The sequence below is a fragment of the Hallella absiana genome (assembly GCF_025457485.1).
GTDB lineage: Bacteria > Bacteroidota > Bacteroidia > Bacteroidales > Bacteroidaceae > Prevotella > Prevotella absiana.
Window position 1 is genome coordinate 150,954 of record NZ_JAMXSP010000004.1, and the last position, 20,237, is coordinate 171,190.

At 52.5% G+C, this 20,237-nt stretch carries 15 protein-coding genes and 1 tRNA gene; 3 read left to right on the forward strand and 13 right to left on the reverse strand.

Translation table 11 applies throughout. The features are described 5' to 3' along the window. Positions 1–20 precede the first annotated feature (20 nt). From sufB to NG346_RS03405, 5 genes are all read right to left on the reverse strand, one after another. Positions 21–1,478: a Fe-S cluster assembly protein SufB gene (gene sufB, locus NG346_RS03385; protein ID WP_263010674.1), complete on the reverse strand. Its 1,458-nt coding sequence runs from the start codon at positions 1,476–1,478 to the stop codon at positions 21–23. Between the two features lie 247 nt (positions 1,479–1,725). After that, entirely contained in the window at positions 1,726–4,644 is a 2,919-nt protein-coding gene (infB, locus tag NG346_RS03390) for a translation initiation factor IF-2 (RefSeq protein ID WP_262288322.1), read from the reverse strand. A gap of 70 nt (positions 4,645–4,714) precedes the next feature. Beyond that, positions 4,715–5,989, reverse strand: a complete 1,275-nt coding sequence (gene nusA, locus NG346_RS03395) for a transcription termination factor NusA (RefSeq protein WP_262280218.1) — start codon at positions 5,987–5,989, stop codon at positions 4,715–4,717. 72 nt (positions 5,990–6,061) lie between these two features. Then, on the reverse strand, positions 6,062–6,529 hold the full coding sequence (gene rimP / locus NG346_RS03400; RefSeq protein WP_262280217.1) for a ribosome assembly cofactor RimP: 468 nt from the start codon (positions 6,527–6,529) through the stop codon (positions 6,062–6,064). Between the two features lie 185 nt (positions 6,530–6,714). Next, positions 6,715–8,388, reverse strand: coding sequence for a S41 family peptidase (locus tag NG346_RS03405; RefSeq protein WP_262288323.1), 1,674 nt, complete (start codon positions 8,386–8,388; stop codon positions 6,715–6,717). A 166-nt stretch (positions 8,389–8,554) separates the two neighbouring features. On the opposite strand from NG346_RS03405, the gene NG346_RS03410 reads away from it, so the two are divergent. After that, a tRNA-Asn gene (locus NG346_RS03410) sits at positions 8,555–8,628 on the forward strand. A gap of 101 nt (positions 8,629–8,729) precedes the next feature. Here NG346_RS03410 and NG346_RS03415 read toward each other — a convergent pair. The 4 genes from NG346_RS03415 to NG346_RS03430 form a co-directional block, all read right to left on the reverse strand. Next, positions 8,730–9,137, reverse strand: coding sequence for a PIN domain-containing protein (locus NG346_RS03415; RefSeq protein WP_262280215.1), 408 nt, complete (start codon positions 9,135–9,137; stop codon positions 8,730–8,732). A gap of 2 nt (positions 9,138–9,139) precedes the next feature. After that, a complete protein-coding gene (locus NG346_RS03420; protein WP_262280214.1) occupies positions 9,140–9,391 on the reverse strand; it encodes a hypothetical protein in 252 nt (83 codons plus the stop codon). A 189-nt stretch (positions 9,392–9,580) separates the two neighbouring features. Next, a complete protein-coding gene (locus NG346_RS03425) occupies positions 9,581–10,366 on the reverse strand; it encodes a nitroreductase family protein (protein WP_262288324.1) in 786 nt (261 codons plus the stop codon). A 388-nt stretch (positions 10,367–10,754) separates the two neighbouring features. Continuing rightward, the gene (locus NG346_RS03430; protein ID WP_262288325.1) at positions 10,755–12,131 is read right to left on the reverse strand and encodes a M16 family metallopeptidase; all 1,377 of its coding nucleotides are present in this window, start codon (positions 12,129–12,131) and stop codon (positions 10,755–10,757) included. A 95-nt stretch (positions 12,132–12,226) separates the two neighbouring features. On the opposite strand from NG346_RS03430, the gene NG346_RS03435 reads away from it, so the two are divergent. After that, on the forward strand, positions 12,227–13,174 hold the full coding sequence (locus NG346_RS03435; RefSeq protein ID WP_262288326.1) for a carbohydrate kinase family protein: 948 nt from the start codon (positions 12,227–12,229) through the stop codon (positions 13,172–13,174). A gap of 287 nt (positions 13,175–13,461) precedes the next feature. Further along, positions 13,462–15,768, forward strand: coding sequence for a polyribonucleotide nucleotidyltransferase (gene pnp, locus NG346_RS03440; protein ID WP_262280960.1), 2,307 nt, complete (start codon positions 13,462–13,464; stop codon positions 15,766–15,768). A 233-nt stretch (positions 15,769–16,001) separates the two neighbouring features. On the opposite strand, the gene NG346_RS03445 is transcribed toward pnp, so the two are convergent. From NG346_RS03445 to NG346_RS03460, 4 genes are all read right to left on the reverse strand, one after another. Further along, positions 16,002–17,285, reverse strand: a complete 1,284-nt coding sequence (locus tag NG346_RS03445; RefSeq protein WP_154533907.1) for a Fic family protein — start codon at positions 17,283–17,285, stop codon at positions 16,002–16,004. Between the two features lie 189 nt (positions 17,286–17,474). Beyond that, complete coding sequence (locus NG346_RS03450) at positions 17,475–17,963, reverse strand: Dps family protein (RefSeq protein ID WP_262280961.1); 489 nt, start codon at positions 17,961–17,963, stop codon at positions 17,475–17,477. A gap of 195 nt (positions 17,964–18,158) precedes the next feature. Next, positions 18,159–19,040 carry an AraC family transcriptional regulator gene (locus NG346_RS03455; RefSeq protein ID WP_262280962.1) on the reverse strand — a complete coding sequence of 294 codons (882 nt, stop codon included), beginning with the start codon at positions 19,038–19,040 and terminating at the stop codon, positions 18,159–18,161. Between the two features lie 12 nt (positions 19,041–19,052). Further along, a complete protein-coding gene (locus tag NG346_RS03460; RefSeq protein ID WP_263010675.1) occupies positions 19,053–20,234 on the reverse strand; it encodes an AGE family epimerase/isomerase in 1,182 nt (393 codons plus the stop codon). Between the last annotated feature and the right edge of the window lie 3 nt (positions 20,235–20,237).

A 20,237-nucleotide genomic window follows, 5' to 3' on the forward strand; every position in this document is an offset into this window, starting at 1 on the left:
CTAATCTATTCTAAGTTTGTTTATCCTACGGTTCCCTCCAAAGAGACGGACAACAGTTTCTGTGCCTCCACGGCAAACTCCATAGGCAGCTTGTTGAGCACCTCCTTGGCATAGCCGTTGACGATGAGCCCGACGGCATCCTCTGTGGGGATACCGCGCTGATTGCAATAGAAGAGCTGGTCCTCGGAAATCTTAGAGGTCGTCGCCTCATGTTCCACGACGGCGGTGTCGTTGTGGATGTCCATATAGGGGAAGGTATGCGCACCGCAGTCAGAACCCAGCAGCAGAGAGTCGCACGAACTGTAGTTACGGGCATTCTCGGCACCCGGAGCTACACGCACAAGCCCACGATAGGAGTTTTGGCTGTGCCCGGCAGAGATACCCTTTGAGATGATCGTGCTCTTGGTGTTCTTGCCGATATGGATCATCTTCGTACCCGTGTCAGCTTCCTGATAGTTGTTGGTCACGGCCACACTGTAGAACTCGGCCTGAGAGTTATCGCCACGCAGCACGCAGGAAGGATATTTCCACGTCACGGCCGACCCCGTCTCTACCTGTGTCCAGCTGAGCTTTGAGTTGACACCACGGCAGTCACCACGTTTGGTGACGAGGTTGAGGACACCACCTTTACCATGCTCATCGCCGGGGTACCAGTTCTGCACAGTAGAGTACTTCACCTCAGCATTGTTCATCACCACGATCTCCACGACAGCTGCATGGAGCTGATTCTCGTCGCGCATCGGTGCCGTACAGCCTTCGAGATAGCTCACATAAGCATCGTCATCGGCAATGATCAGCGTACGCTCAAACTGTCCGGTGTTGCGGGCGTTGATGCGGAAGTAGCTGCTCAGCTCCATCGGGCAGCGCACGCCTTTGGGAATATAGACAAAGCTACCGTCAGAGAACACTGCCGAGTTGAGTGCCGAAGTGAAGTTGTCGCGATAGGACACCACACTGCCGAGATACTGACGCACGAGGTCAGGATGCTGCTTGACGGCCTCACCGATACTGGAGAAGATGATACCCTTCTCAGCTAACTGTTTCTTGAAGGTTGTCTTCACCGACACCGAGTCCATGACAGCGTCGACAGCCGTACCGCTCAACGCGAGCCGCTCCTCCAAGGGGATGCCAAGTTTGTCGAAAGTCTTCTCCAGCTCAGGGTCTATCTCCTTGTTTTTGGGCTTCTTGGCCAGCGGATCGGCATAGTACGAGATAGCCTGAAAGTCGATGTGCGGCACATGCACGTGGCCCCATGTGGGCACGGGCAGCGTGAGCCAATAGCGGTAAGCCTTCAAACGAAAGTCGAGAAGCCAGTCTGGCTCGCCTTTCTTCTGCGAGATCAGACGTACCACATCCTCGTTGAGTCCCTTGGGGATGATGTCTGTATGGACATCGGTGGTGAAGCCGTACTCGTACTTCTGCTCCGCCACTTCCCTGACGAACTTGTTCTTTTCTTTATCGTTGATTTGTATTTCCATAAATGATAATATATAGAGATTGGAAATATGACACCATTGTCGTCAGCCTCAAAGCGACAAACAACGTGCCACATGGCTTGGGACAAGTCAAAGCGGTCACAAATGTGGTAATTTGTCAAGCTTCTGTCCTTGTCGGCAATATTGAAAAAGCAGGGGCGCAACAGATCTGACCTATTGCGCCCCTACCCTATATCATGTTCGATACACCTTATTATATATATAGGTGCCGCGCACCTCTCGCCGCCGTTTAGAGCTTCTGCTCTACCTCCACCTCGGTGAAGGTCTCAAGCTGGTCGCCCACCTGAATGTCGTTGTAGTTGACGAGCGAGATACCGCACTCCAGTCCGGCGGCAACCTCTTTGGCATCGTCCTTATAGCGTTTCAGGGCAGCAATAGGAGCTGTGTGTATGACAATGCCGTCGCGAACCACACGGGCCTTGTCCTTGTTGTGGACTTTGCCTTCGGTGACAAGACCACCGGCGATAGTTCCGACCTTGGAAATCTTGAAGACCTGCTTGACCTCTACCTGTCCGGTGACGATTTCCTTCTTCACCTTGTCGAGCATACCGACCATAGCAGACTTTACGTCGTCGATGGCATCGTAGATGACTGAGTAAGTGTTGATCTCCACACCGTCGTTGTCGGCGAGCTTACGGGCAGCAGCCGAAGGACGTACCTGGAAGCCTACGATGATAGCATCGGAAGCATCGGCCAGCGTGACATCGTTTTCCGAGATCTGACCAACGGCCTTGTAGATGACCTTGACCTGTACCTTCTCGGTAGACAGCTTGATGAACGAGTCGCTCAGAGCCTCCACGGAACCGTCGGTATCACCCTTGACGATGATATTCATCTCGTGGAACTCACCACGTGCGATACGGTGCGAGATGTCGCTCAGTGTCAGACGGGTCTGTGTGCGCAGGCTCTGCTCACGCTGGAGTTGCTCACGCTTGTTGGCGATATCGCGCACCTCCTGCTCTGTGTCAAGCACATGGAACTGGTCGCCGGCCGTCGGTGCGCCATTCAGACCGAGTACGATAGCGGGCTCAGCAGGCTTCACGTCGTCGATGCGCTGGTTACGCTCGTTGAACATAGCCTTGACACGGCCCCAGCTGGTACCGGCGATGACATAGTCACCCACATGGAGCGTACCATTGCTCACCAATACTGTGGACACATAGCCACGGCCCTTGTCGAGCGAGCTCTCGATGACCGTACCGGTAGCCTTGCGGTTGGGGTTGGCCTTGAGGTCGAGCATATCGGCCTCCAAGAGCACCTTGTCCATCAGGTCATCGACACCGATACCCTTCTTGGCACTGATCTCCTGGCACTGATACTTACCGCCCCACTCCTCGACGAGGAGGTTCATCTGTGCCAAGTCCTCACGTATCTTGTCGGGATTGGCTCCCGGCTTATCAATCTTGTTGATGGCAAACACCATCGGCACACCGGCAGCCTGACAGTGAGCGATAGCCTCCTTGGTGGTAGGCATCACGCTGTCGTCAGCGGCAATGATGATGATGGCTATATCCGTCACCTGTGCACCACGTGCACGCATGGCGGTGAAGGCTTCGTGACCCGGCGTGTCGAGGAACGTCACCTTGCGGCCGTTCTTCAGTGTGACACTATAAGCACCAATGTGCTGGGTGATGCCACCAGCCTCACCGGCGATGACGTTGGTATTGCGAATATGGTCGAGCAACGATGTCTTACCATGGTCGACATGACCCATGACGGTCACGATCGGCGCACGTGGCACGAGTTCGCTCTCGTCGTCCTGCTCCTCGCTGACAGCCTCCTGTACCTCAGCACTGACATACTCGGTCTTGAAACCGAACTCGTCAGCCACCAGGTTGATGGTCTCAGCATCGAGGCGCTGGTTGATAGAAGCCATCACGCCAATGCTCATCAGTGTGGAGATGACCTGGTTGACACCGACGTTCATCATCGTAGCCAACTCAGAGACTGTCACGAACTCGGTGAGCTTCAGCGTCTTGCTCTCTTTCTTCTCGGCACGAGCCTCCTGGTTGAGTTTCTCCTGCACAGCCTCGCGCTTCTCCTTACGGTACTTAGCGCCCTTCTTGGTCTGGCTCTGCTTGCTCGTCAAGCGGGCAAGCGTCTCCTTGACCTGACGTGCTACATCCTCCTCGGTAACCTCAGCGGGCTTCTGTCCGCCACGCTTGCGGTTTTTCTTTTTCTTGCCCTGACCATTACCATTACCTTGTTGGTTGGCAGCTGCATTGATGTCGACACGGTCCTTGTTGATGCGCTGGCGCTTCTTGTGGTCGTTGTTGCCACCGTTGCCACCGTTCTGCTTGGCCTCGCGCTCACGACGGCGCTCTTCCTTGGACTTCTTCTTCGGACGCGTGCTCTGGTTGATCGAGTCGAGATCAATCTTACCGAGTACGTTGACCTTTGGCGTGCTGAGGATCTTCTTCTCGCTGGAGAGCTGGAACACCTTGCTGCCCGGCTTGGGCTCGACGACCTCAGCCACCTTCACGGCTGCGATCTTCGGAGCGGCAGGTTTCTGAGCGGGTTTCTGCTCGCTCTTCTGTGCTGCGGGCTTCACCGGCTCCTGCTTCTGCAGAGCGTCGGCGGCTTTCTCCACATGGTTCTCTGCCTTGGATTCCTGCTTTGCGGGCTCAGTCTTGGCCTGCTCGGGCTTTGGATTCTGCGACTGCGGCTTGGCAGCTGCGTTGTCAGCAGTCTGCACACGTGCCGGTTGCTGCCCGGCTTTCTGCTGAGCAGGAGCAGGCTGAGGATGACTGACGGCAGCAGTCGTCGGCTCTGCTTTCTTGGGTTGAGAAGCATCAGACTTGATGACCACCGGTTTCTTGCCTACTGTGCTGAGGTCAATCTTGCCCAGCGGCTTGTAGGTCTGATGACCTGTGCCTTCCAGCACACTGCTGCCAGTGTGTGTCTCTGCCGGCTTAGCGGTCTGCGGACGCTTCTTGTCCTTCTTCTTACCGAAGAGCTTCTCGGCATCGGTGCGCAAGGCGGCATCTTGCTTGAAAGCCTCAACAAGCGCAGCGTGCTGCTTCTCATTGAGCTTATAGCTAAGGTCCGCTTTCACCTCGCCCAACTCGCTCTTCTTTTGCAGGAATTCAACTGCCGTTTGCATTCCTATGTTTAATTCTCGTAATGCTTGGTTTAATCTGATGCTCATATACCCTGATATGTTCTACTTTCGTTTAAATTAATATATGTGTGATGTGTACGCCGTGCGGAGTTGTCTGTTAGTTCTCAAACTCCTTGCGCAGCACTTCGAGCACATGGTCGACGGTCTCTTCCTCCAGATCGGCCTTCTCCACCAGCATCTCGCGGGGAGCATTGAGGACGGCCTTGGCGGTCTCAAGTCCAATACCCTTGATGGAATCGATGATCCACTGGTCGATTTCGTCGCTGAACTGATCGAGATAGACATCGTCCTCCTCCGGGTTCTGCTCGCCGTCCTTGACGACACGGTACACATCGATGGTGTATTCGGTCAGCATGGAAGCCAACTTGATGTTCAGACCGCCACGACCAATGGCCAGGCTGACCTGATCGGGCTGGAGATAGACGTCGGCCTTCTTGTTCTCTTCGTCGATGGTGATGCTCGTCACGGTAGCAGGACTCAACGCACGCTGGATAAACAGCTTGGTGTTGGCCGTCCAGTTGATGACGTCGATGTTCTCGTTGTTGAGCTCGTGCACAATGCCGTGGACACGGCTGCCGCGCACACCGACGCATGCACCTACCGGATCGATACGGTCGTCATAGCTCTCGACTGCCACCTTGGCACGCTCTCCGGGCATGCGCGCGATCTTCTTGATGGCAATCAGACCGTCGGCGATCTCGGGAACCTCCTGTTCCAGCAGACGCTGCAGGAAGGTAGGGCTGGTACGGGAGAGAATGATCTTCGGATTGTTGTTCTCGTTGTCGACACGCTCGATGACGGCACGCACGGTCTCGCCCTTACGATACATGTCACCGGGGATCTGCTCGCTCTTGGGCAGGATGAGTTCGTTGTTGTCATCGTCGACGAGGAGCACCTCGCGTTTCCACACCTGATAGACCTCAGCGGCCATGACCTGGCCGACCTTGTCCTTGTATTTGTTGTAAAGCTGATCGTGCTCCAACTCCAGCACCTTGCTGGCCAGTGTCTGACGCAGCGTGAGGATGGCACGGCGGCCGAACTTAGCGAAGTCGACCGACTCGGACACTTCCTCGCCGACCTCGTAGTCGGGCTCAATCTTGCGCGCGTCGGTGAGGCTGATCTCCTTGTTCTCGTCAGCCACCTCGCCGTCGGCGACTACCACACGGTTGCGGTAAATCTCAAAGTCACCCTTGTCGGGGTTGACGATGACGTCAAAGTTCTCGTCGCTGCCGTAGATCTTTGCCAGCACGTTGCGGAAGCTTTCCTCCAGCACGCTCACGAGCGTAGTACGGTCGATGTTCTTGGTATCTTTAAACTCCCGGAAGGAGTCGATCATCGACACTTGCTCGTCGTCTTTCTTTCTTGCTACCATATATCTTTTTCTTTATTGTTTTCTCGTTACAGAAATCTGCACCACGACCTGAGCCACACTCAGGCCTGGAGCTTATTTGAAGTTGATGAGGTATTTGGTATATTTCACCTCATCCATGTTGAAGTTGTGGTCCACGTCCATCTTCACGGGACGTTTCTTGCCTTCAACTTTCACCTTTTCGTTGACAGTGACCACGAAGTCTCGTCCGTCGACACTCTTGAGGATGCCGCGTACCTTCTGTCCGTCAGCCTGGAGCACTTCCACGGGCTCGCCCACAAAGTTGTGGTATTGCTGTTCCACCTTGAAAGGCTGTCCGAGACCTGCCGATCCCACTTCGAGCTCATAGTCCTCGTCGTCGCGGCTGAGATGGTCCTCGATATACTGGCTCAGCTTTGCGCAGTCTTCGATCCACACGCCGTCAGCATGGTCAATTTCAACAGTAATCTTGTCATCGGGCGTAACATTGACATCCACCAAGAAGTAGTCTTTGTCCTCCAGCCACTCATTCACTAATTGTTTTACGACGTTCTTGTCTATCATATCATGCAGTTAAAAAACATGCGTTTATAAAAAAATGAGGAGCTCTCGGGAGCCCCTCATTCCACTGAACACTGCAAAGTTACTATTTTTTTTCCATATTCCATTCAATCGATCCTACTTTTTTGCTTCCACACTGCTAAAATACTGTGTTTTCATACAAAAAAGCATGAAGCGCAAGCTCCTGGCTATTTTTTATTCCTCTCGCCCGCTGTGAGAATAGCAGCATAGCGTTTGGGATCCTTGAGCAAGGCGTAGGCAGCCTGCACCTGCTTGTCGTAGCGCAGCGTGTTGAGGATGGCACCACGCTGATAGTAGTAAGCCGAGACGATGTCGCTGGCGAGCAGCTGTTTGATACCCTCCTTGTTGAAGTCGAGATCCTTGGCAAGGTTGTGCTTGAGCTTTTTCTTCAGCGCCTCAAACTCTGGTTTTGCGTCGTCATAATAACCCTCAAACTTCGCCACCTTCTCAAGGTTGTCGAGTGTCTTCTCGCTCATGGCATCGTATTTAAAATGGCTGTTGAGCACGCGCTGCTTAAACTCTTCGTAGTCGGCATCGCTGAGGTCAAACGTAGCTGCCGGTCCGATGGTCGGATGCTTGGCGATATAGTCGACCTCGTAGCTGGTGACGAGCTCATCGGAGTCCTTTACGGCAGCGAGATAATAAGCGAGGTTTGACATGGAGTCGGCCTTCACCTCCACGTCAGGCACAATGCCACCGCCGTCCATCACCTTGCGTCCGTGGGCAGTGTAGAAGGTGCGCTTGAGCGAGTCGGCAACGACTTCGGTCGATCCGCCGTTGGCGTGTTTATAGTTGATCTTCTGGATGCAGCGGCCCGAAGGGATATAGTATTTATTCGTCGTCAGCTTCATCTTGCCGTTGTAGGGCAGGTCCATCACGGTCTGCACAAGTCCTTTGCCGTAGGTCTTCGTGCCCATGACCACGGCTCGATCCATATCCTGCAAGGCACCGCTGGTGATCTCTGAGGCAGACGCACTGTTGCCGTTGACAAGCACCACCACGGGCATGACGGTATCTACGGGCTCCACGGTAGTACGATAATCCTGGTTCATACGCTTCACCTTACCACGGTTGCTCACCACAAGCTTGCCTTTCGGCACAAAGCAGTTGACGACATTCACTGCCTCCGGCTCCGATCCGCCGCCGTTGCCGCGCAAGTCGAAGACGAGCGCTTTCATGCCCTGCTTCTTCATGTCGATGATGGCGTTGCGCACAATCTTGCCGCAACCTTCGGTGAACTGGTTGAGGTTGAGATAGCCGATACCGTCTTGCTGCAAGCCATAATAAGGGACAGCGGGCAACTGGATAGCGCGGCGCGTGATCTTGAACTTCATCTCCTTACCGGTGGAAGGGCGCAGAACTTTCAGCAGAAACGTTGTTCCGGCATCGCCACGCAGGTGGTCGCTGACATAGTTGTTGTCGCGCTTGGTCATGTCCTCACCGTCGATGCTGAGGATGATGTCGCCCTTCTTCAGTCCCACTTCCGCCGCCGGCATGTTTTCGTAAGGCTCATCGATGCACACGCGACCAAGCTTGAAGTTATAGCGGATCAGCGAGCCGATGCCGGCATACTTGCCTGTGAGCATCATCTTCACGTCCTTGCTCTTGTCCTCAGGATAGTATTCGGTATAGGGGTCAAGCGAGTGGAGCATGGAATTGATGCCGTAGCCCACCACCTCGTCAGCGTCGAGCGTGTCGACATACATCATGTCGAGGTTGCGGTAGATGGTGTTGAACACTTCGAGGTTCTTCGCCACCTTGAAGTTGTGGTCAGCGTCTGCCTGTGCCCAGCTCATGGTGGTGAGCAGCAGACAGGCAAGTGTCAGAAACGTCTTTCTCATATCTTTTTTATGTCGTTTTCCGTATATATTAAATGTATCACGGGTGCAAAGATACGAAAAAGAGACCATAAAATCATCTTTCTCGAAAAAAAGTTGCAAAAACATTTGGTGGTTTCAAGGAATGTCCGTACCTTTGCAACCGCAAATCAGAAATGACACGCACACTGCTTCAGTAGCTCAGTTGGTTAGAGCACCTGACTGTTAATCAGGGGGTCGTTGGTTCAAGCCCATCCTGGAGCGCATTACAAATCAAGGAGTTAGAGTAAATCTAACTCCTTTTTTCGTTTTAGCTGTGTACATGTGGTGTACATAGAGACATCACCATCATGTATTCGTCTTAGTTACGCTTCTCTGTCCGCCCAGTTCTCAATCTTCAAGCCAGGAATGTTCTTGAAATGCTTAACATTTTCTGTCACTAAGATCAATTGATAATGGATAGCTGTTGCTGCGATCAGTAAATCAAAGTTCTCCACGGTACGTCCTTGCTTGGACAACTTGTCTCTCAATTTCGCATAATCATCTATGCATTCCGAGATCGTATAAAGACAGAAATTGTCTCGTACCAAATGTACTTCCTGCAAATGTTTTGGTTTATTACTGCTATGGTATGCTCCATAAGTCAATTCCGCAACAGAAATCTCAGACACGCACAATTGCTCAGCGTTGACGTTCAGGATTTTGTCTCTAACGCCATACTTATCTTTGAAAAAATGTATCCATATGTTGGTATCAACCAAGTATCTCTTCATAGCTAATCATCCATTGATTCCACTGCCCTTGCTTCATGATTTCTTATGTTCAATATATCATGTTCTAATGTATCATCTATATCTTCGCAGGCCCAACAACCATCCAATTTACTAAGAGCCTCCTCTGCTTTTGATGAGACTTTTTTCTGCTTTGCGGACTCCAACAGTTTCTGGGAGAGCCACTGCTTGTTTCTTGCTGTCAAGGATAAACCTGAAAGATAATCCCATAGATTGTTCATTGATGCCACATTCATGCTATTACCTCCTTACTGATAATTGAAAAGTTGCTTATATGTTGCAAATATAATGCTTTCAATTGACTTCTGCAAGTTTTCTTGGGTGAATTGTCTGTCGCCACCTTCAAAGCGATCGTACGACAGCCTCTATCCTCTCACACGCAACGGGCCTCACAGCCGTCTGTGAGGCCTGTAAGCCGAAATCCGTTATCCCCGCTCGGCGTAACGCTTATAGCGAAGACGAGGCATGCCGAAGCCCATCAGTGCCTGTACCTTCTGCTTCACGCCGAAGAGTTCCTTCACACGATCCGGGTCTGCCAAGGCTGTAGCGGTCATGACGAAGCCCATGTAGAACTGGCTCACGCCTAAGCTCTGCGCCATCAGCGAGGCATTCTGATAAGCGAGATTGCAGTCGGCGGCTCCGAAACTATGGTCGGAAGCAAAGACCATCACGTAGGGTGCGCCGCGAAGAATGATGTCCTTGCCATGCTCAAAAGCCTGACGTGCTCCGCTGACTACGCCCGCATAGTTGGGGCCAAGGATGTCGAGATGCTCGCCAAGGGTGTCGATGGTGAAGCGGATGATGTCGACGATCTTGTCCGGATCACAGACCACATTCAACTCTACCATTTGGTTGTTGCCGGCAGTAGGCGCATAGAGAGCAGCCTCACGCATCATCGCAACGGAAGAGGCTGGCACCTCTTTCTTGAGGAAAGTACGGTTGGAACGGCGCGCATGAATCAGATTCATCAGTTGTTCGGGTGTCGGCATCTGATGATAGTCTATCTCATGAAGGCGCTCCAAGGGGAAGAGTTCATGATCGATGGAGTTTGTAGGACAGACATCTACGCAATGTCCGCACTTGATACAGGCTTCCGCACGCTCTATGGTGACTGGAGTGCGGGGCGCTGACTGGCGGAAGATGCTTACAGGGCACACCGCCACGCAACTGCCACATTTGATACATGTCTCTGGGTTAATACGAATCTGCATATTACTATTGATTAAAAAGTAAAACGAATCACTCAAGCCAACGTCGCATCATCGCTTGATATTATCTGCTGCAAATATACGATATTAATTTGATAAGCACAACACCGCTCCTCGTTTTTGTGTATTTTACATCCTACAAAAGAGATGTTTTGACGACATCAAAGCCTCTTGTCTTATGATCAAATAGCCGAGATGAGCTGACAAAACAACCGAGATGAGCTGACAAAACAAGCGATTTCATCGCTAAAAGTCACCGAGATGACAACAGCAAGCCACTCTTTCTGTCTCATAACAGCCCTTTTGAGCTGTTTCCGCTCTTCTGTTTTCTCTCCGCCCTCTCTGGAACGATTCTTTTTCACAACACTCTTTTGTCAAGAATATATCGGCCCTATTTATAGATCAGCGTGGTCCACCTCTCCGGTGCCATGACGTCTGCTGCGACCTGCTGGATCTGTTCTGCTGTCACAGCGTCGATTTTCTCATAGAGCGCGGTGACATCTTTCTCCCAACCATAGTGGAGGAAGCTCTTGCCAAAGTCCAGGGCAAAGTTCTCACGATTGTCGCATGCCACACCGATCTGCCCTTTGATCTGCTTCTTCGCAGCGTGGAGTTGACGCTCGGTCAACGGCTGATCGATGAACTTCTCCACCACGCCACGCGTCAGCCGGAGGCACCGTTTGATGTCGTGCTCGTCGCAGCCGAAGTATACACTCCATATTCCCGTATCGCCATAGCTGACCATTGTACTCTCCACGGTGTAGACGAGTCCGTTGCGTTCCCGCAGTGCGAGGTTGAGCTTAGCGTTCATTCCCGGTCCGCCGATGATGTTGTTGAGCAGATAGAGCGCTATTCTGCGGTTGTCATGTACGTCGTAGGCTCTGTGTCCAACCATCACATGAGCCTGATGTGTCTGTTTATCAATAATATATGTGTCGCCGGGCAACAATTCATCTTTTTGTCGCAGTTTGCCTTCCAAGGCGTTTTCTGTCTTCTCATCCTTTTGTCGTAGAAGGTCGCTGACGCTGCTTTTGACCGCTTCCTCTTTTTGTCGCAGTGGCTCATTTGAGGCATTTGATGTCATGGATGAGGAAGAGACGGTAGAAAGTAGCAGCCGGTCTTGATCTGCACCCTTCAGAGTGCTCAGGTCCTTCGTCGCTTTGTCGAGCAGACGTACGAGGCGGTGGAAATCCACATCGCCATAGGCGAAGAAAATCGCGTTGTCGGGACGGTAGTAACGGTGCGTAAAGCGCAGCGCGTCAGCGGTGGTATAGCTCCGCACGCGGTCGGCGGTGCCAAGGATGTTATGGCCCAAAGGATGACCGTGAAAGACGAGGTTTTCAAACTCGTCGTAGATGAGTTCTGCGGGCGAGTCGTTGTAGCTCTCAATCTCGTCACAGATCACCTCCACCTCCTTGTCGATTTCCTGTTGGGGATAGGTCGAGTGAAAGACGATGTCGGTGAGCAAGTCCACCGCACGCGGCATGTGGTCTTTGAGGATAGCGGCGTAGTAGGTGGTGTCCTCCTTGTTGGTGAACGCGTTGAGGTCACCGCCGACACTCTCCAGACAGTTCAGTATTTCGAGAGCGTGTCGCCGCTGAGTGCCCTTGAAAGTCGTGTGCTCGCAGAAGTGCGCGAGTCCCTCTTCGCCGGCGTCTTCGTTGCGAGATCCGGCGTTGATCTGATAGCCGCAGTAGACCACGGGAGCGGTGGAGGGCAGATGTATGATGCGCAGTCCGTTGGACAGCGTAAAGGTGTTATATTTCATTTCACCTGCAAAAATACGCAAAATCCCTTTGATTTATGCTATATTTTTCGGATATTTGCACTTTGAAATCACCCCAAGGAAAATATATACTAAGTATGCGAAAAGTAATAGGAATAGGAGAGACCGTGCTTGACATCATCTTCAAGCATGAGCAGCCCATCGGTGCATACCCTGGCGGCTCGTCGTTTAATGCCATCATCTCGATGGCGCGTGCGGGCGTGAGCACCACTTTCATCAGTGAAACCGGCAACGACCGTGTGGGACAGAATATCCTGTGTTTTCTCAAAGACAATGGAGTGGACACTACCAACGTCAATATCTTCCCGGAATCGAAGTCGCCAGTCTCGCTCGCCTTCCTCGATGACAACAACGATGCGCAGTACATCTTCTATAAAGATCACCCGCATGATCAGCTCGACTTTGTCTATCCCGACATCCAGCCCGACGACATTGTCATCTTCGGCTCGTTCTTTGCCGTCAACCCCGTCATTCGTCCGCAGATCGTCGGACTGCTGGACTACGCGCGCAATCACGGTGCCATCATCTACTACGACGTCAACTTTCGGTCGTCACACCGCGACGAGGTGATGAAGATCACGCCCAATTATCTCGAAAATCTCGAGTATGCCGACATCGTGCGCGGCAGTCATGAGGACTTTGAAGTGCTCTACAAGCTCACCGATCCCGACAAAGTCTACAACAGTGAGATCTCGTTCTATTGTAAGAAGTTCATCTACACTCAGGGTGCCCGCCCCGTGGAGTTGCGTGCCGACAACGGTTTCCGCAAGAGCTATCCTGCCATCGAGACGCCTACGGTCAGCACGGTGGGCGCAGGCGACAACTTCAATGCCGGACTCATCTATGGTATGGTGAAATATGGTATCACGCGCGAGGACATCGAGCGCGGGCTCACCGAGGAGCAGTGGGACAGCATCATCGCCTGTGCCCAAGAGTTCTCCGCGGCAGCTTGTCAGAGCATCTATAACTACATCTCTAAGGAGTTCGGTGAGGAGAAGTGCCAACAGCTCGGTCAGAGAGCATAGAGCGGGTTGGTGAAACATCCTACAGCCTTCTCCTTTTATCATCCCCCGGCGAGTGTCTTGCCACTATAGTGAGGCAGTGTCAAAACCCAGCATGATGCACCGCAAGGTTTGTTGCGGTGCATCATGCTTTTTTGTTCTTACTATTGCGACAATTCCACCAAAGTGAGGAATACATTAATAAAAAAGAATAAATTTCCGCGCTGTGATTTGCTTATGTCCTATAAAAGAGGTATATTTGCACGATTTATTTTGATGTTTGTACAAAAACGAAGTTTTTTAGATTTTAGATGAACGTAATTACAAAAACCGTTCAGTTGCCAGATGGAAGAACCATCTCAATTGAAACCGGAAAGGTTGCAAAGCAAGCCGATGGCGCTGCTGTCCTGCGTATGGGCAACACCGTGCTGCTTGCTACCGTTTGCGCAGCCAAAGAGGCAGTTCCGGGAACAGATTTCATGCCTTTGCAAGTAGACTATCGTGAGCAGTACAGTGCTGCAGGCCGCTTCCCGGGCGGATTCACTAAGCGTGAGGGTAAAGCCAGCGATGAGGAGATCCTCGTCTCCCGTCTGGTAGACCGTGCCCTGCGCCCTCTCTTCCCTTCTGACTATCACTGCGAGGTGTATGTGCAGGTGATGTTGCTCTCCGCCGATGGCGTAGATCAGCCCGACGCACTGGCAGGCTTTGCCGCATCCGCAGCTATGGCTTGCTCTGACATTCCTTTTGACTATACAATCTCTGAGGTACGCGTGGCTCGCATCAACGGCGAGTACGTGATCAACCCCACCTTCCAGCAGATGGCCGACGCCGACATGGACTTGATGGTCGGTGCTACCAAGGACAACATCATGATGGTGGAAGGCGAGATGAAAGAGGTTCAGGAGAAAGACCTTATCGACGCCCTCAAAGCTGCTCACGCCGCCATCAAGCCGATGTGTGAGCTGCAGGACGAGCTGGCTAAGGAACTCGGCACTGACAAGAAGCGCGAGTACGACGATGAGATCAACGACGAAGACCTGCGTCAGCAGATCAAAGACGAACTCTATAAGCCCTGCTACGAGATCAACCATAAGGCTCTGCCTAAGCAGGAGCGCAACGACGCTTACGACAAGGTGCTCGCCGACTTCCTGGAGAAGTACGACGCCGCCCACACTGATCTCTCTGAGGAGGATCTCGAGGAGAAGCACGCTGAGGCTACCCGCTACTATGCCGATGTGATGCGCGACGCCATGCGCCGTTGCATCCTCGACGAAGGCCTGCGTATGGATGGCCGCGGCACTACCGACATCCGTCCTATCTGGTGTGAGGTCTCGCCGCTGCCCATGCCCCACGGATCAGCTATCTTCCAGCGTGGTGAGACCATGTCGCTCACTACCTGTACGCTCGGTACGAAGCTCGACGAGAAGTTGGTCGACGGTGTGCTCAACCGCGGCTATCAGCGTTTCCTGCTCCACTATAACTTCCCACCATTCTGCACCGGTGAGGCTAAGGCACAGCGCGGCGTAGGCCGTCGCGAGATTGGTCACGGTCACTTGGCATGGCGTGCGCTGAAGGGTCAGATCCCTGAGGACTTCCCTTATACCGTGCGTCTGGTGAGCCAGGTGCTCGAGTCCAACGGCTCAAGCTCTATGGCTACTACCTGTGCCGGCACGCTGGCACTGATGGATGCCGGTGTTCCTATGAAGAAGCCGGTGGCTGGTATTGCCATGGGACTCATCCATAACCCCGGTGAGGAAGGCTACGCAATTCTGAGCGATATTCTCGGCGATGAGGATCACCTCGGCGATATGGACTTCAAGACAACAGGTACACGTGACGGTCTGACCGCTACTCAGATGGATATCAAGTGCGACGGTCTGCCATTCGAGATTCTGGAGAAAGCCCTCATGCAGGCTAAGGCCGGCCGTGAGCATATCATGAACGAGATGATGAAGACCATCTCTGAGCCCCGCAAGGAGCTGAAACCGCAGGTGCCCCGCATCGTTGCCCTTACCATTCCTAAGGAGTTCATCGGTGCTGTCATTGGTCCCGGCGGAAAGATCATCCAGCAGATGCAGGAAGACACGGGCGCTACCATCACCATCGACGAGGCCGACGGTGTGGGCAAGGTGCAGGTTTCTGCTCCCAACAAGGACAGTATCGACGCTGCTCTGGCCAAGATCAAGGCTATCGTGGCTGTGCCTGAGGTCGGTGAAGTCTACGACGGTACGGTGAAGAGCATCATGCCTTACGGTTGCTTCGTAGAGATTCTGCCGGGCAAGGAAGGCTTGCTCCACATCTCCGAGATCGCTTGGAAGCGCCTTGAGACTGTCGAGGAGGCTGGCATCAAGGAAGGCGACAAGATCAAGGTGAAGCTGCTTGAAATCGATCCTAAGACCGGTAAGTACAAGCTCTCTCACCGTGTGCTCATCGACAAGCCTGAGGGCTATGTCGAGCGTGAGCGTCGTCCACGTGGCGAGCGTGGCGATCATCGTCCGCGTCGCGAAGGCGGCAACAACGGCGGTGAGCGTCGTCCCCGTCGCTTCGAGCATCACGACAATGCTGAGGCTCCTAAGGACTTCAGCGACAAGCTCGATCACAGCAACGATGTAGATTAATCTGCAATTTGGGCGTAGAGGGTTCACATCTCGTTGTGTTGCATCCTCTACACCTTATTATATATAAGCGCCCCCATATCGCTTCAGGCTGATATGGGGGCGCGTTGCATTCCAAGAAAACGCTTGGTATTATCTCTCACATAGAGGCACTGAGAGGCGGAGAAGGCTTCGCCTTGTGAGAGCATGGAGGAGCAGGAGTGGTAAGAGTAGGGCAGTATGAGTTGCAATTTGGTCTATTTTACCAGATAGGCGCAGTATTTGTTCAACAGAAGGGAAGCCGGGAGCTCTCCTTTCTCATAGCGCTCAGCATCCAATGCTTGTATCGGCATGTCTATAGGAGTGCCGTCTTGAAAAGTGGTGAGCAGACGGGTTGCATTACCTTTTCCAGTGATTTGTATCTGAGAGAAGAGCGGAGAGATGTCGCTGTCGATGTACACGATGGCATAGCTTGGACGTTTGGCACCTGGAACCTCCTCTTTCAGTACGTGCTTCTGAACCAAATCCTGAATGTCGCGGTTGGCAGTGTCCTTTGAGCATTTGTTGAGTGCAGCCCATTGCTTTGTGGTTATCTTCGACTCATAGCCGTCAAGAAACAGGTTGATGGTATGTTTCTGTCTCTCTGTCATCGGCAGGTCGTGAGCACGATTCCAGAAGACAGCTTTGTTCAGAACCAGGTTGAGCATACCGGCAGACGTGTCGAGAGCACGTATCAGCGTGGTGATATACCATTGTATCCATTCCGTCAGGTCACCATTGCCTTTCTGCGCACGCTCCAGTATCTCGTAATAGTGTTTCTTGTCGCTATTGATAGCGGAGGATATATTGTAGAACCGGAACTTACTCTTTTCGCCGCGGGCGAGCATCATGTCGGACAGGATCCTTGCCAGCCGCCCGTTTCCGTCTTCAAAGGGATGGATGGAGACAAACCAGAAATGGGCAATGGCGGAGCGAATCAGATAGGAGTCTTGTGTCTCGCTGTTAAACCATTCGATGAACCGGCTCATCTCTGTCTCTATTCTGTCGGGCTTGGGAGCTACATAGTGCACCCTTTCGCGCCCGAGATAACCTGAGATGATATGCTCGTCATGGCTTCTGTATCTGCCTGTCTCTATCTGTTCGCCTGCACTGAATCCCGTAGGGAAGAAAGCTGTCTGCCAGCCACATAGTATCTGCTTGGTGATAGGACGGTCGTAGTGCTCAACGGCATCGAGCATCACAGCGACCACGGCATCGATATAGTGCGAGGGAGCCACAAACTTCGTGCTCTCTATTCCTAATCGAAGCGCTATGGACGACCGCACCTGATCGGCATTGAGATTGATGCCTTCGATCTCAGATGAGTAGACTATGTCGTGGGTGAGGTTCTCGGCCATGGCACCGAGACGGCTGTCAAAGCCCAGTTGCCCTAATTGCCCATAAAGCGATCCTAACTTATGGGAAGCCTGTTCCAATGGGAGTAAAATGGCATTGGCATCCCATCGGAAATCTGTCCAGTTGTCTCTTTCGTGTATATACATGGTGCTGCTTTTGGTGAGTTTGCGGCATTCTCTTTCAAATAACGCCGCATGATCTGCGGCAAAATTAAAAAAAAAAAGCCGCATCGGCAAGTTTCCGGGTGGGAAATCTTTGCCAATGCGGCGATAAAGGATGAATCAATTCTCTATGTATAGTAAGCTATGTTGGGCTTGCGAGCCGTCGCCTTTGCGTCATTTAGCGCATTTGGGCGAGTTGAAGGCTATGAGCATCCAAACGGTCTTCTCCTGCTCCTTGAGGTAGTCGCTCATCAGTGCCACGGTGACCTCGTCGCCAGCGTCGGCAGCCAAACGGAGTACTTCGCGCTCTTGAGCGATGAGCGTCTTGAGAGTGTCGAGGACATACTCCACGGCGTTGCAGCCAGTCTCAGGTACGTCGAGTTCCTGTACCTTTGCCACCTTGAGGTAAGCGGAGAAGCGGCTCTCGGGCGTACCGTCGAGTTGGAGGATGCGCTCAGCGACCTCGTCGATCTTAGCGGCTGCGTCGTCGTAGAGCTCCTCGTATTTCTCGTGCATGATGAAGAAGCCGTGTCCGCGGACGTTCCAGTGGAGGTTGCGCAGGTTGGTGTAGTGAATCTGGAAGTCTGCGAGCAGTTGAGCCAGAGCGTTAACGACGTTGAGAGTGAGCTCGCTGTTGAGTCCGGTGAAATTCAGAGTCTTCATAATGTTATGTGTTTTTGTGGTTGATAATCTTGTTTTCTTTTCTCTGGTGCAAAGATAGAGATTTCTTTCCATGGTCGCAACAGCCTTTTTCTATGGTGCGATAGACAAAATGAATAGACAAAGAAAAAGCACTGTCTGTCAGCGTGTTAGGCTGTCAAACAGTGCTTTTGTCTTTTTCTGTGATTGCGAATATTTTCAGATGATAATCCTCACCTTCTTGTATTGCTCTCGGAACTCACTGGGCGTGCATCCTTTCTTGCGTTTAAAGATGCGATTGAAGTTGCTCATGTTGTTGTATCCGCACTTGAAGCAGATCTCTCCAACGCTCTCGTTGGTGTCGATGAGCATGCGTGTGGCGTTGCCCATGCGTATGTCGATGATGTAATCGCTCAGCGTGCGTCCCGTGTGCTGCTTGAAGAAACGGCTGAAAGAACTCTTGCTCATGTTGGCAATCCCGGAGAGATCTTCAAGCATGAGGTCGTTCATATAGTTCTCAGCGATGTAGTTTTTCACCTTGAGGATGCGTCGGCTGTCGTCCTCGATGTTCACTTTGGCATAGCTTGTCGTGGCCAGCGTCCTCATGCCTTCACTGGTTGCGAGTGTGTTGAGAATCTCCAGGAACTGTATCGTAGCCATGAACTTGTCGCCCTGGTGCCCGAGATTCTCCAACTTCTCGTAGATCTTGATGATCGTGCTGATGGGGAAAGCGATGCCTTTCTGCGCCTCTGTGAGCATCTTTCGGATGTTGTCGAAGGGTGTCTTGGACAGCAGACCATCGTTGAGATCGCCGAGATCAAACTGCACGGTAATCTCCCGGATGTCATCGCTATGGCAGTCGCCTTGCTCCCAAACGTGCTCAAGCTCGTTGCTGCTGATGAGCACGAGATCATAGTCGCCTATGACTTCACTGCTGTCGCCCACGATTCGCCTGACACCTCTGGCGTTCTCAACGAAGTTCAGTTCACAGACCTCATGGCAGTGGATGGGATAGGTGAACTCTTTCTTGTGTCGCTCCACTATATAGAGGATGTCCTTGTCCATCAGTGGAGTGATCTCATGCAAAACGTGGCTGTTCATAGTTGTAGGGCTTTAAAATTGTCGTTCAATGATTTCCAGACACATGCGGCTGTTGTGATAAGGGCATTTCCAGAATCCGGCCTTGTCGTCTTCAAGATTGATCTTGCCGTTGTCGTCGACAGCCCAGTGCCATTCGCCGTTGACGTGATCCACGAGATGCTTGTCGATATAAGCCCAGCAGTCCTTAGCCACCGTCAGCGCGTCTTTGTCGTTGAAGTACTGATAGAGGTTGACATGGCCGATGACATTCTCGCAGAGCACCCACCACTGGCGCTGACGGTCGGTCTTGCCGGTGTCCTTCCAGTGCTCATAGATCATAGAGCCGTCGGGTTGCAGACCTTCGTCGGCGGCTTTTGCCAAGTCCACGACAATGGGTTCGAGCTTTGTCTTCACGTCGTCCTCACCGAGCACGAGGGCTGTTTCCCACAGCAGCCAGGTAGCTTCGATGTCGTGACCATAGCTCTCTATGTTGCGGCGTCCGTGCCACTCGTTGTCGAAGAACAGGTCGAGATGATGAGTCTCCTTATTATATAGCTTGTCGGTGAAGACGTCGAGCAACCGATGGATGCTCTCGCGCAACTCCTTGGAAGGCCATACGCGATAGAGGTTGGTATAAGGTTCGATGACATGCAAATGTGTGTTCATCGTCTTGGCACCGTTCTCGTCCTTGTCGGAGAGACGCATGTCGGCGATAGGATTCCATTCGCGTGTCAGTGCCTCTACGTATCCGCCGTTGACGGCATCGTAGGCATGAGCCTCAATGTCGTGGTATAGTTTGATGGCAGCGTCGAGCGCTTGCTTGTCGCCCGTGGCGCGCGCATACTCGCTGAGACCATAGATGACGAAGCCGATGGCGTAGGTCTGCTTTTTGGTGTCGAGGGGCTTGCCCTCACAGTCGAGGCTCCAGTACACGCCACCGTACTCTTTGTCGATGAAGTGATCGAGAATATAGTCCTTGGCGCGTGTGGCGGCGTCGAGATATTTCTGCTTTTTCAGCACGCGGTAGGCGGCGGAGAATGCCCACAGAATACGTCCGTTGAGGATGGCTCCCTTCTCTGCTTCAGGGTGCACTTGGTCGTGACCGTCGACACGTCCGTAGTATCCGCCGTGCTCATTGTCGGTGACTTTATCGATCCAGTACCGGAGGATGTTGTTCTCAAGGCACTGTTTCATTTCTTTCTTGAGCGTTTCCATAAT

What these genes read in the sequence shown, in the direction of transcription:
- sufB (WP_263010674.1), bottom strand. Translation starts at nt 1,478, where the DNA reads ATGGAAATACAAATCAACGATAAAGAAAAGAACAAGTTCGTCAGGGAA.
- infB (WP_262288322.1), bottom strand. Translation starts at nt 4,644, where the DNA reads ATGAGCATCAGATTAAACCAAGCATTACGAGAATTAAACATAGGAATG.
- nusA (WP_262280218.1), bottom strand. Translation starts at nt 5,989, where the DNA reads ATGGTAGCAAGAAAGAAAGACGACGAGCAAGTGTCGATGATCGACTCC.
- rimP (WP_262280217.1), bottom strand. Translation starts at nt 6,529, where the DNA reads ATGATAGACAAGAACGTCGTAAAACAATTAGTGAATGAGTGGCTGGAG.
- NG346_RS03405 (WP_262288323.1), bottom strand. Translation starts at nt 8,388, where the DNA reads ATGAGAAAGACGTTTCTGACACTTGCCTGTCTGCTGCTCACCACCATG.
- NG346_RS03415 (WP_262280215.1), bottom strand. Translation starts at nt 9,137, where the DNA reads ATGAAGAGATACTTGGTTGATACCAACATATGGATACATTTTTTCAAA.
- NG346_RS03420 (WP_262280214.1), bottom strand. Translation starts at nt 9,391, where the DNA reads ATGAATGTGGCATCAATGAACAATCTATGGGATTATCTTTCAGGTTTA.
- NG346_RS03425 (WP_262288324.1), bottom strand. Translation starts at nt 10,366, where the DNA reads ATGCAGATTCGTATTAACCCAGAGACATGTATCAAATGTGGCAGTTGC.
- NG346_RS03430 (WP_262288325.1), bottom strand. Translation starts at nt 12,131, where the DNA reads ATGAAATATAACACCTTTACGCTGTCCAACGGACTGCGCATCATACAT.
- NG346_RS03435 (WP_262288326.1), top strand. Translation starts at nt 12,227, where the DNA reads ATGCGAAAAGTAATAGGAATAGGAGAGACCGTGCTTGACATCATCTTC.
- pnp (WP_262280960.1), top strand. Translation starts at nt 13,462, where the DNA reads ATGAACGTAATTACAAAAACCGTTCAGTTGCCAGATGGAAGAACCATC.
- NG346_RS03445 (WP_154533907.1), bottom strand. Translation starts at nt 17,285, where the DNA reads ATGTATATACACGAAAGAGACAACTGGACAGATTTCCGATGGGATGCC.
- NG346_RS03450 (WP_262280961.1), bottom strand. Translation starts at nt 17,963, where the DNA reads ATGAAGACTCTGAATTTCACCGGACTCAACAGCGAGCTCACTCTCAAC.
- NG346_RS03455 (WP_262280962.1), bottom strand. Translation starts at nt 19,040, where the DNA reads ATGAACAGCCACGTTTTGCATGAGATCACTCCACTGATGGACAAGGAC.
- NG346_RS03460 (WP_263010675.1), bottom strand. Translation starts at nt 20,234, where the DNA reads ATGGAAACGCTCAAGAAAGAAATGAAACAGTGCCTTGAGAACAACATC.